The sequence below is a fragment of the Oscillibacter sp. KLE 1745 genome, from assembly GCF_000469445.2.
Classification (GTDB): domain Bacteria; phylum Bacillota; class Clostridia; order Oscillospirales; family Oscillospiraceae; genus Oscillibacter; species Oscillibacter welbionis.
Genome location: NZ_KI271776.1, coordinates 1 through 11599, shown reverse-complemented (window position 1 = coordinate 11599; position 11599 = coordinate 1). Strand labels below are relative to the sequence as shown.

Annotated in this window: 10 protein-coding genes and 1 other RNA gene; 8 read left to right on the top strand and 3 right to left on the bottom strand. The window is 61.0% G+C overall.

The window, feature by feature from the left end; translation table 11 throughout:
• The 3 genes from HMPREF1546_RS19360 to HMPREF1546_RS16660 form a co-directional block, all read left to right on the top strand.
• A partial coding sequence (locus HMPREF1546_RS19360; RefSeq protein ID WP_021752169.1) for a hypothetical protein occupies window positions 1–916 on the top strand: 916 nt, incomplete at its 5' end.
• Window positions 917–1016: 100 nt separating this feature from the next.
• A complete protein-coding gene (locus HMPREF1546_RS16665) occupies window positions 1017–1940 on the top strand; it encodes an AAA family ATPase (RefSeq protein WP_021747821.1) in 924 nt (307 codons plus the stop codon).
• Entirely contained in the window at window positions 1940–3664 is a 1725-nt protein-coding gene (locus HMPREF1546_RS16660) for a hypothetical protein (protein ID WP_021747822.1), read from the top strand. The genes HMPREF1546_RS16665 and HMPREF1546_RS16660 overlap by 1 nt, the downstream gene beginning before the upstream one ends.
• 51 nt (window positions 3665–3715) lie before the next feature.
• Here HMPREF1546_RS16660 and HMPREF1546_RS16655 read toward each other — a convergent pair whose 3' ends face one another.
• Window positions 3716–4186 (bottom strand): LURP-one-related/scramblase family protein, encoded by a 471-nt coding sequence (locus HMPREF1546_RS16655; RefSeq protein ID WP_021747823.1) that lies wholly within the window; start codon window positions 4184–4186, stop codon window positions 3716–3718.
• Entirely contained in the window at window positions 4183–5046 is an 864-nt protein-coding gene (locus tag HMPREF1546_RS16650; protein ID WP_025544600.1) for a DUF3795 domain-containing protein, read from the bottom strand. Before HMPREF1546_RS16650 ends, HMPREF1546_RS16655 begins: the two co-directional genes overlap by 4 nt.
• A gap of 209 nt (window positions 5047–5255) precedes the next feature.
• On the opposite strand from HMPREF1546_RS16650, the gene HMPREF1546_RS16645 reads away from it, so the two are divergent.
• Window positions 5256–5453, top strand: a complete 198-nt coding sequence (locus HMPREF1546_RS16645) for an alpha/beta-type small acid-soluble spore protein (protein ID WP_021747825.1) — start codon at window positions 5256–5258, stop codon at window positions 5451–5453.
• Window positions 5454–5502: 49 nt separating this feature from the next.
• Here the strand turns inward: HMPREF1546_RS16645 and HMPREF1546_RS16640 are convergent, their stop codons facing one another.
• A complete protein-coding gene (locus HMPREF1546_RS16640; protein WP_198016048.1) occupies window positions 5503–8175 on the bottom strand; it encodes a transglycosylase domain-containing protein in 2673 nt (890 codons plus the stop codon).
• A gap of 305 nt (window positions 8176–8480) precedes the next feature.
• Here HMPREF1546_RS16640 and HMPREF1546_RS16635 point away from each other — a divergent pair, with 305 nt between their 5' ends.
• From HMPREF1546_RS16635 to HMPREF1546_RS16625, 4 genes are all read left to right on the top strand, one after another.
• Window positions 8481–8768 (top strand): DUF1292 domain-containing protein, encoded by a 288-nt coding sequence (locus HMPREF1546_RS16635; protein WP_025544603.1) that lies wholly within the window; start codon window positions 8481–8483, stop codon window positions 8766–8768.
• 76 nt (window positions 8769–8844) lie between these two features.
• Window positions 8845–9043: non-coding RNA, 6S RNA (ssrS, locus tag HMPREF1546_RS18560), on the top strand.
• Window positions 9044–9248: 205 nt separating this feature from the next.
• Entirely contained in the window at window positions 9249–10826 is a 1578-nt protein-coding gene (locus HMPREF1546_RS16630) for a peptidylprolyl isomerase (RefSeq protein WP_021747829.1), read from the top strand.
• Between the two features lie 82 nt (window positions 10827–10908).
• Window positions 10909–11599, top strand: a 691-nt coding sequence (locus HMPREF1546_RS16625) for a ThiF family adenylyltransferase (protein WP_021752166.1), incomplete at its 3' end; no start/stop codon positions are given.

The following is an 11599-nucleotide window of genomic DNA, read 5'->3' as shown; positions in this document are numbered from 1 at the left end:
GGCGGCGGTGCTGCTGGCCACCCCGGCCCTGGCGGTCCGGTCGGAGACGGGATATGCGGTTTTATACCGGATTGCCCCCGCCGTAGCCCAGTTCTTCCAGCCGGTGCAGGAAGCCTGCACGGACAGCGGCATCACCATGGAGGTAGCGGCCGTCCGGGTGGAGGGAGACACTGCCCAGGCGTACATCGTCCTCTCCGGCGGTCCTGTGGACGCCACCACAGACCTGTTTGACAGTTGGTCCTTCCACCTGCCCTTTGACCAGACCGGCCGCTGCGAGCGGGTGGCCTGGGACGAGGCCACCGGGACAGTCACTTTTCTCTGCACTGTGAAAACCATGGACGGCTCCCCCATTCCCACCGGCGGCAAGATGACCTTCTCCGTCCGGCAGCTGCTGACAGGCAAGAAGGCGATGGAGGGCGTGACGGTGGACCTGAAGCTGACGAACTATGCCCAAGAGGCGGAGACCGCCCTCACCTGGGGGGCTGATCTCCCTGCCGCAGGGGTGAGGGAGCCGGAGGTGACCTATTACTCTGCCACCGGTGGAAGCGGCGATCTGGCTTCCGTAATGCTGCAACCCGGTGAAGTCCTGGCGGAGCCCGCGGAGGGCCTGCCCATCACAGCCGCCGGTTACGCAGATGGCCTCTTCCACATCCAGCTGTGCCGGGGAGACGCCTCCAGGACGGACAACCACGCGTTTTTGTGGATGGAAGATGCCGACGGCAGGGAATTCCATTGTACCGGTATCTCTTATTTTACAGGTGAGACGGCTGGCGGCCGGACGGATTATATGGACTTTCTCTTTGCCGTCCCGCCGGAGGAGCTGGCAGGATGCACCCTCCACGGCAACTTCTATACCGCCGCCACCCTGACAGAGGGCCTCTGGCAAGTGACTTTTCCCCTGGAGAATACAGATTGATCCTTTCAGCGCGCCCGGTGAATGTCGGGCGCGCCTTTTTCTCTTGCCATTTTCAGGAATCATGCTATGATAGAGTCAGAAAACACGGGAGGTTCACACTATGTTGGATATGCTGGAATTTCTGCGGGATGAAGGCGTCAGCGCCGACATCACTGCGGAGATCGAAAAATTTCGGGACGCCTATCCGGAGGAGGACGAGACCCTGCGGCGCCGGGTCCCCGATCCCCGGTATCTCTATTATGGAAAGGACATCTGGGAGGAGGCCATCACCGCCATCCTCTGCGGAGAGAACCTGCTGCTGGTAGGCCCCAAGGCCACTGGCAAGAATGTGCTGGCGGAAAACCTGGCCACCGTGTTCGGCCGCCCCAGCTGGAACGTGTCCTTCTACATCAACACAGACGCCGCCACCCTGCTGGGCACGGACACCTTTGAAAACGGCGCCGTACAGCTGCGGAAGGGCCCCATCTACCAGTGTGCGGAGACCGGCGGCTTCGGCGTGTTGGATGAGATCAACATGGCCAAGAACGAGTCTCTGGCGGTGCTCCACGCCACGCTGGACTTCCGCCGCTCCATCGACATGCCTGGCTATGAACGCATTCCCCTTCACGACGCCACCCGCTTCATCGCCACCATGAACTACGGCTACGCCGGCACCCGGGAGCTGAATGAGGCTCTGGCCTCCCGGTTCGTGGTGATCGACATGCCCGCCATCACCACCGAGGGGCTCATCAAGCTCCTGAAGCGGGAGTTCCCCTCTCTGAAAGGCGTGTATGCCGAGCAGTTCGCCGGATTGTTCCAGGACATCCAGAAGAAATGCGACGGCGGAGAGCTTTCTACCAAACCTCTGGACCTGCGGGGCCTGCTGGCCGCCGTGCGACTGATGCGCACCGGGCTGGAGGGCAACCGGGCGCTGGATCTGGGCCTTGTCAACAAGTCCTTTGATGACTTTGAGCGGCAGCTGGTGCGGGACGTGATCCGCACCCGCCTGCCGGAGACGCTCCGCCGTGAGGATGTGTTTGACTGATGGAGATCCTGGACAGTGAGAAGCGGCGGGCCCGGAACCTGATCTGGAACGCCGCTGCGGATTACTCCTTTGAGCCAGACTTCAAGGCATACGACGAGGATGGCCGTGCAGACCTGTATTGGAACAGCATCATCGGCGCCGTGCGGAAGAATTACGGAGCAGAGACCATAGAAGGGCTGTTTGAATCCCTCCACGGCTGCTCCAAGGAACAGCTCTTTGAGCAGCTGCTGTGGCTGGGGCTGGAAAACGCCGTCTACCAGCGGGAGGCTCCCCGCCGGCCGGCGCTGCCCTCCCTGCGGCGGAGCTATGCCCGCCGGGCCGTGGCTCTGGACCAGCGGGCAGATCCCGGCGACCTGCTGGCCACGCTGGAAAACGCCCACTTCTGCCGGGCCCTGGGGCAGAGCGAACCGCCCCTGCTGCCCAGGGACCGGGAAATGCTGGATGCCCTGGAGTTCCCCGGAGACCTGGACGGCCCTGCCATTGCGGAGCGGGCCCTGGCATTCCTCCACACCTATTTCCATTTCACCCCCGGCGAGACCCAGGCTCAGGAGGCGGAGGAGCGGAAACGGCGCCGCCCCCTCTTCGCCTTCCGCCGCCGGTCCGAGGCGGACCTGCTGCCCGCCGTGCGGGCCTTTGGCCACGGGTTCGGGGAGCATCTGGTGAAGGGCCAGGGCGGCGGAGCCAACGCAGAGCCGGTCCAGCGCCGCCTGACGGACTACAACCTGGCCCAGACGGAGGCCGCCCTGCGAAAATACATGCGGGGCTACTTCGGCGCCCCCCTATACGACCAGTCGCAGCTGGAGAGCCTGGAGCGGGAGCTCTGCGTGGACGAGCACCAGGGCTGCCACCTGTACTACGCCACCGGAGACGACACTCATGAAAAGCTCAAGGGCTATGTGGCCGCCCAGCGGCGCAACGCCCTGCGACAGATGGAGCTGAACCGGGCCGCCTACGAAGCCGACGCCACCCGCCACCGCACCAGCATCCGCCGCCTCACCGCCCGCATCCGCAACGCCATGCTGGCTTATCTCCAGCCCACCCCTGTCCGTGCCGCCTCCGGCGCACTGGATGCCGGCCGCATCTGGCGGGGCGTGTACTTGGACGACAACAAGGTGTTCACCCGTATTCTCCAGTCGGATCCCGGCGACCTGTCGGTGGACATTCTTCTGGATGCCTCCAGCTCCCAGATCGACCGGCAGGCGGTGGTGGCCGCCCAAGGCTATATGATTGCCGAAAGCCTTACCCGCTGCCACATTCCGGTGCGAGTATCCTCCTTCTGCTCCCTCAGCGGATACACCGTGGTGACCCGCTATCGGGACTACTATGAGACGGACAAAAACGACCGCATCTTCAATTACTTCACCACCGGCTGCAACCGGGACGGCCTGGCCATCCGGGCCTTGGCCAAGGGACTGGAGGACTCCCCCAGCGAACACAAGCTGGTAATCCTCCTCTCCGACGTGAAACCCAACGACGTGATCCAGATGAACCACAGCGGAAGCTTTGTGGAATACGCCGCGGACAACGGCATCCAGAACACCGCCATGGAGATCCGGTCCCTGACCTACAAGGGCATCAACGTCATGTGCGTTTTCACCGGGAATGACGACGACCTGCCCGCCGCCCACACCGTCTATGGCCGGAACTTCGCCCGCATCCGTTCCCTGGACCAGTTCGCCGACACGGTGGGATCCCTCATCCAAAACCAAATCCGCAGTCTGTAAAGCACGCCGCCCTTTCGGGCGGCGTGCTTTACATTCATTCTTGGGCGGCGCTCAGTTCCGGGAGCACTTCTCCGCGTCGATGGCTAGCACCAGCATCAGTACGCACAGCGCGCTGCCCGGGTCCGCCACGTCGATCACGTAAGTGTCCGTCCAGTGGAGCAGCTCCTTGTGGATGGACGCCACCTGCGCCCCGCAGGCCTCCGTCACCCGGTAATCCCACTCCAGGAAGTCGCCCTCCACACGCCAGCCGTTGCAGTCGATGTCAAATTTCGGCGTGAAAAATGTGAATTCCTTTTGGATGCAGCCCACATACTGATCCTGGACGTACAATTCAAATTTGGGCAGAAAGGTCAGCACCTGCTCCCGCACAGTGCCGATGTGGTCTCCCGCCGCATTCAAAATGTGGAGGCAGTGTCCCCAGGCCAGCTTTCCCTCCACAGTGTAGACGGTGTTCCCCGCCTCGTCGTAGATGTCATAGCTGTCAAACCAGGAGAACAGCCGCTGTCTGAACAATAATCTCATAGAACCTCCTTCTGCAGTGCCGCCGGCTGATATTCCCGGAACCGCTTTGCTGTCCGGTAGAGATAGACCAGCTTCACGATCCCCACCACCAACAGGCCGATGGCGTCCGCCAGCATCGCCAGAAGACCCAGAATTGCCGAAATCAATGCCAGGAAGATACATCCAAACAACCCCAGCAGCAGGCCGATCCACCATTTCCAAAGCAGCCGCCACTTCCCCGCCAGCTCCGGGTCAAGCTCCTCCAAAACCTCTGCATGGGCATAAAACTCCTGATATGCGGCACAGAGCTCCAGCACCATGACCGGCAGGGAGAGCAGCCACCACAGCCAGTTCCCCTCCGGAATTGCCGGAAGCAGCAGCACACCGCTGATGATGCCGCCAGCCAAATAGCACAGGGCCGCCGTGCGGTACCGGCCTGCCGCCTCCCGCAGCTGCCACAAAAGGACACCATAGGCCAGGGAAATCAGAAATGCCAGCACATTTCCAACGACTCCGGCAGTTGGAAACGCTCCCGCCACAGTATCCATGGTCAGAATGTTGCTGAAAACACTGGGAATCACCAACCAGAACAGCAGCCACAGCCACTTGGCCAGCACAGGGGCATTCCGGTCCAGCCGCGCCCGGCGCTCCCGCTCTGCCTCCACGGCCCACAGCCGGTTCTGGGGCATATCTCTTCGCCGCAGGGCACAGCCGGTAGAAAAGGTGCAGGTCACACATGCCGTATGCCCCTTCTCCCGGCAGCAGTCCGCAATGGGACAGCCGCCGGAAAACCGGCGCCCCGGCCCATCCTGACAGCCGGGACAGTCCAGCTGCTCTTTCCAGGTACATGCGTCGCACATTCGCCCGCAGATGCCCTCCATCGCCAGTGCCTCCCTTTGTTTTTTTGAGATTATATCATAATCCGCCCTTCCGATGGGTAACAAATCTATGACATTTTTCTCCAAGACGTCCCTGCCAACAAATTTTTCCGCCAGAAAAACCGCATATTCTCCCGTCCCGGAGTCAAACTATGCTCGCGATACCCAGTAACCCACACGCAACAAATGTATGATGAAAAGGAGATTCAATTATGTCTAGCAAGAATAGCAATAAGATCAACGTTCCCGAGGCCCGTGCGGCTATGGATAAGTTCAAGATGGAGGCTGCCGCCGAGGTGGGCGTCAACCTGAAGGAAGGCTACAACGGCGACCTGTCCTCTCGTGAGGCCGGCTCCGTCGGCGGCCAGATGGTCAAGAAGATGATCGAGTCCTACGAGAAGAACCTGTAACTTCCCACTGGACACAGTGAAGCGGCCCGGCAATCGCCGGGCCGCTTTCTCATGTTCCTGTGTTGTCTCCCCAGAAACCGCTCCACCAATCGCCGCCGGCGTCTCCAAAGCCGCCGCTGGGATCGTTGGGATCCGGCTCCGTAGGCTGGTCTCCGCCGCCGGAATCGCCGCCGGAGGGGTCCTCTGGCGTATCCGGATCTATGGGCACATCAGGGTCGTTGGGATCAGGCGGCTGCCAGTTGGGATCGCTGGGATCCAGCCCCCCATTCGGGTCATCGGGGTCCGTAACTGCAGCCGACGTGTGGACGGGACATCCGCCGGGGCTGGTCTCCGTGGGGGCCACCGCCTTTTCCAGGGTGCTGATGAGATAGGCGTCGTCGGAGGCAGTGATGCTCTCGCCGTAATCCTCCCGCACATAGTCCAGATAGCCCTTCTGCACGATGGACTCCGCCGGGCAGAACTCACCGGCCAAGCAGTTACCCTCGGTGCAGATGTCCACCATCTTGTGGAGCGTGCACTCCGTCGTGGGCTCCGTGCCCACAGCCACCTCATAGGATACCGTCCGGTCCCCTCTGGAATCGGCGCGGCAGGCATCCGTCGCCAGCATACCGCTGTCCGCGCAGACACTGACCGTTGTCAGGCCGCTGCTGGGACGGTTGAAGGACTTGTCCGGCAGATCCGCATGGACCTTCTCCATCACCTGCCGCCACAGGGAGGCCGCCGGGTTCACGGAGTAGCTGATCCGCTCGTTGTTCTTGTAGCCCACCCAGACCGCCGCGCAGTAATACGGCGTGTAGCCTGTGAAATAACGGTCATAGTTGTCGTTGGTGGTGCCGGTTTTTCCTGCAATGTGCATCCCGCTGAATCGAGCGCCGCCGCCGGTGCCGCCGGACTCATTCACCGCCCGGCGCAGCATGTCCGTCATCAGATAGGCGGTGGTCTCCTTCATGGCCACCCGCTGCTCCGTCTCCTTTTCCAGCACCACGGTGGAGTTGTCGTTGGCCAGAACCTTTACGTAGGTCTTGGGCTCATTGTACACACCGCTGTTGGCGAAAGCAGCGTAGGCCGCCGCCATCTCCACCGTGCTGAGGCCGTAAGTCAGGCCGCCCAGCCCCAGCGGGCTGACGTTCATATCCTCCGGTGCCAGACTCAGCCCCAGATTTTCGGTGGCAAATTGGTAGGCCGCCGTGACCCCAACCTTTTCCAGTGTCTGCACCGCGATGGTGTTGATGGATGCCTTGACACCGTTGCGCACGGATGTCCAGCCCGTGTAGGTGTTGGGCGAGTTCTTGGGCCATGGATTCCTATTCAGCAGGCGGACCGGGTAGTTGTCAAAGGTGGTTGCCGGGGAGACTGCCCCCGCATCCAGCGCCGGGGCATAAGCCGTCAGCGGCTTGATGGAGGAACCCGGCTGCTGGATATCCGTTGCATAGTTCCACAGCAGGTTTCCGGACTTGGGTCCCATATCGCCCACCATGGCCACGATGTTGCCGGTGGAGGGCTCGATAATGGTAATGCCGGAGTGGATCAGCTGTCCGCTGGCGGAGGTGAGGTTGTTCAGACTCCCCCGGTCCTCGTAGACAGACTCCGCAATCTCCTGAATCTTCGGGTCCAGCGTGGTGTAGATGTTGTAGCCGCTGTTGTAGATCCGGTTCAGGGCCTCTTTTTCGGTGATGCCGTACAGGTCCGCCAGATCCGCGGAGACATCCCGCAGCACCTGGTCCACGAACCAGGAGTTGACATTGGCGCCGCCGGTAGCCTCCGTGACAATGTCCTGAGCGGAAGTGGTGCCGTCCGTGAAATGCAGCTCCTCCGCCTTGGCGGCCTCGGCCTCCTCCTCTGTCAGATAGGTGAGCCCGGTGACGCCCACATCGTCATTGCCGCCGGCCATCCGGGTCAGGATCATCTCCTGGCGCTCCTTGTTCAGCTCCCGGGGCGTGACGGTGCTGCCGTCCTCCCGGGTGATGGTGATGGTGGACATGGGACCATACAGGGAGGGGTTGTTGGTGATGGCGATGAGGCAGGCGCATTCCGCCGGATCCAGCTCCGACACATCCTTGCCGAAGTAGAACTCCGACGCGGTCTGGACGCCGTAGCAGCCCTGTCCCAGATAGATGGTGTTCAGGTACATCTCCAGGATCTCCTGCTTGGTGTAGTTCTTCTCGAACTCCAGGGCCCGGAAAATCTCCCGCACCTTGCGGTTGATGGTGTTGCCGTCGTCGCCGGTCATGTTCTTCAGCACCTGCTGCGTCAGGGTGGAGCCGCCGAAGGTGGCCCGGCTACCGGTGAAGAAGTTCAGCGTGGCGGAGGCGGTTCGGGTCCAGTCCACGCCGTTGTGCTCAAAGAATCGGTGGTCCTCAATGGCTACGGCCGCCTGCCACAGCGCGTCCGGGATCTGTTCATAGTCCACCCAGATGCGGTTTTCCGTGCCGTAGACAGTCTGGTATTCCACCCAATCTCCGGTGTCCCTGTCCTGGTAATAGATGATGGAGCTGAGATTCATGGTGTAGTCGTCGGCGTTGACCTCCAGCGTAGGGGCCAGCGTGGTCCGGACGTACATCATAAAAAGCCCGGCAAGCATCGCCACTGTGCAGATGCCCACCAGCAGGACCGTCCCCAGGATGAAGACGACCTTGTGTCCCGTTCGTTTGGTGCTTTTCTGCTGTCTGGGTTCCCGGCGGGGGATCATCTCATGGGATCCCTCCCGTCTTCTGCGTTCCAATGCAGAGCACCTCCTTCTTTTGAATTTGAATTTTCTGCAAAAGCAGTCTGCCGCGCCGCCTGTCTGCGGCCGCAGAGGCTCAGAGTCCTCCATAATATGTTCTATTGTACCATCCCATGTCAATATCGAAAATGTCGTATTTTACCGAAAAAAAGTTTCTTATCCGCATGGTTTTTCTGCTTTTGGGCAGGATAAATCCATCCCCAGCGCCCCAGTTTCCCACATTTCCAAAAGTTCACCCCCTTGCAATCTTCTGGAAAGTCAGTTACAATACCCCTAGAATACAGACAGAAGGAGGACGCCCCATGGCGGATGAGTACGGCCCCACTTTCATCACAGTCACAGACGAGGACGGCCGCGAGATCGTGCTGGAGTTTGTGGACGCGCTGGAATACAACGGCCAGCAGTACCAGGCTTTCTTCCCTGCGGAGACAGAAGGAGAGGATGAGGATCCGGACAATGGACTGGTGATCCTGAAGGTCCTCCACGAGGACGGGGAGGATCTGCTGTCCACGCTGGATTCCGACGAGGAACTGGACGCGGTCTATGACCTGTTCATGGAGTCCCTGTTCGACGAGGACGGAGAGTCCTGACACTCCATACAAAAATTTCTCTCCGGGTCCGCTGGTTTCCTCTTGCATCCCGGGCCGGGATGTGATACGGTGAATATGTGCCCTGCGGGGTTTGTGATAGGTCTTTTTTTAACCCACATTTCGTTATACGGGATGCCGGATCAGCGCGTGGTTCGCAGGCCTCCCGGCTGCTGTCTGCGGCTGGAAGTTGGAAGTGGTAAAGCGCGTTGGAGGCAACCCACCTGGCCGTGAAGGTGCAGGTTATAACGGGCCTACACGGCTCTCGCGGGGCACGTTTTCTGAAGGGGCGGTCTGGCCGCTCCGCTTTTTTTTGCGGATCAGCCAAAAAATCCCCTGTTTTTGCCGATCCTGCCGGATCGCGGCGGGGATTCCGCAAATTTCTCTTGCAGAATCCGGCCATATCCAGTATAATATCAAAGTGCGTAATTTCCGGTTTCTTGCAAACCTTGCACCTGAATACTTGAGAGGACTGAAACACACATGAGCGCATCAAGAGAAAAAAAGACCCGCCAGGACCTGTCCGGCTCCGGCTGGAACGATCCCAAGACCGCCCGGGAGGCCAAGCAACGCCAGAAGGAGCACAGCACCAACCTTCTGTATGGCACCATCGGAGTGGTATTCCTGGTAATCGCCATTGCCGCCGTCATCTGGAAGTCCAACATCATTCCCAAGACGGCCACGGCGGCCACCGTCAACGGTGAGAAGTACACCGCCGCTGAGGTCAACTTCTATTTTGAGAACTACTATCAGAACTTTGTCAACGGCAATTACAGCATTCTGAGCATGATCGGGCTGGACACCGGCACGTCCTTGAAGGACCAGACCATCTCCTCCAGCGCCGTCATGTTCGTCACCGACGCCACCGAGGGCGAGACTTGGTACGACTACTTCGCGGACAAGGCCCTGGAGCAGTTGGCCGGCGTCCAGGCCATGAATGCCGCTGCAGAGGCCGAGGGCTTCACCTGGAACGACGAGATGCAGGCCGACCTGGACGACACCATGGAGTCCCTTGCCTCCGCTGCCAGCACGTACGGCTATACGGAAAAGCAGTATCTGGGTCTCATCTACGGCAGCACCATGACCCGCAGCATCTATGAGGAGCAGACCCGGCGCAGCCTGCTGGCCACCGCCTATCTCCAGTCCTATCAGGACAGTCTGACCTACTCCACCGACGAGCTGGAGGCCGCCTATCAGGAGGACCGGACCGCCTACGATCTGGTGGACTGTGCGTATGTCCGCGTCAACGGCGCCGCAGCTGATACAGATGAAGAGGGCAACTCCATCGAGGTCACCGACGAGATGAAGGCGGAGGCCATGGCCGCTGCCAAGACCACCGCAGATGCCATCTACGCCGCCTACAAGGCGGGCACCTCTCTGGAGGATGCAGCCGCAGAGTATGAGTCCACCGCCACCTATGCCTCTTCTGACAGCTTCTCGTACAGCTCCTCTGTTCTGGGTGAATGGCTGTATGACGATGCCCGGCAGGCCGGCGACTCCGCCGTGCTGGAGGACAGCGACAGCAGCAACTACTATGTGGTGGTCTTTAACGGCCGCTCCCGCAACGAATACAACACGGTGAACGTGCGCCACATCCTGATCCAGCCGGAGGCCTCCGAGCTCTCCGAGGATGACGAGGGCTATGAGGACGATGTGGCCGCCAAGGACGCCGAGGCCGCGCAGAAGGCCCAGGACATCCTGGACGAGTGGAAGGCCGGCGACGCCACCGAGGACTCCTTTGCCGCGCTGGCCAATGAGTACTCCCAGGATCCCGGGTCCAACACCACCGGCGACCTGTATGAGCAGGTCTATCAGGGCCAGATGGTGACGGAGTTCAACGACTGGTGCTTCGATCCCGCCCGCCAGACCGGCGACACCGGCATCATTCACAACGAGAGCACCGGCTACCACGTCATGTACTTCGTGGGCTATGACCAGCCCTACTGGGAGATCCAGGTGTCCGCAGATCTGGTCAATGACGCCGTGGATACGTTCTACGAGGAGAAGACCGAGGGCTATACTGCGGAGCAGTCCTCCTTCGGCATGAGCTTTGTGGGTTGATTCCCATTCACAACACAAGACGTCCGGCTTTGAAATTTCAAAGCCGGACGTTTTCCACCTGTTTGCAACAAGGAGGTCCGTTATGGAACATCCCTTTCTCCGCAACGAGATGCTGTGGGGCCCGGAGGCCCAGGCCCGGCTTGCTCGGGCCCACGTGCTGCTGCTGGGGCTGGGCGGCGTGGGCAGCTACGCCGCCGAATGCTTGGCCCGGTCCGGAGTCGGCGAGCTGACCCTGGTGGACAGCGACACCATTGCCCTCACCAACCTGAACCGCCAGCTGGAGGCCCTCCACTCCACCCTGGGTCAGCCCAAGGCGGAGGCGGTGGCCGCCCGTCTGCGGGACATCAATCCGGATGCAGAGCTCCATCCTGTCCACGGTCTCTATGACGCCGCTCATCGGGACCGCTTCTTCCCGGAGGGTTGCCGGTACGATTACATTGTGGACGCCATCGATCTGGTGTCCTGCAAGCTGGATCTGGCAGAGACTGCCCTGAAGCTGAACATCCCCCTGATCGCGGCCCTGGGCACAGGCAACAAGCTGGATCCCACCCTCCTCCAGGTAACGGACATCTCCAAGACCTATGGCTGCCCCCTGGCCCGGGTGATGCGCAAGGAACTCCGGACCAGAGGCATTCACCATCTGAAGGTGGTGTTCAGCCCGGAGAAGCCCGTCTCTCCCGCCCAGCCGGAGACGCCGCCCCCCGGCCGCCGCAGTGTGCCCGCCAGCAATCCCTGGGTTCCCGCCACAGCCGGTCTGCTGCTAGGCAGCGCTG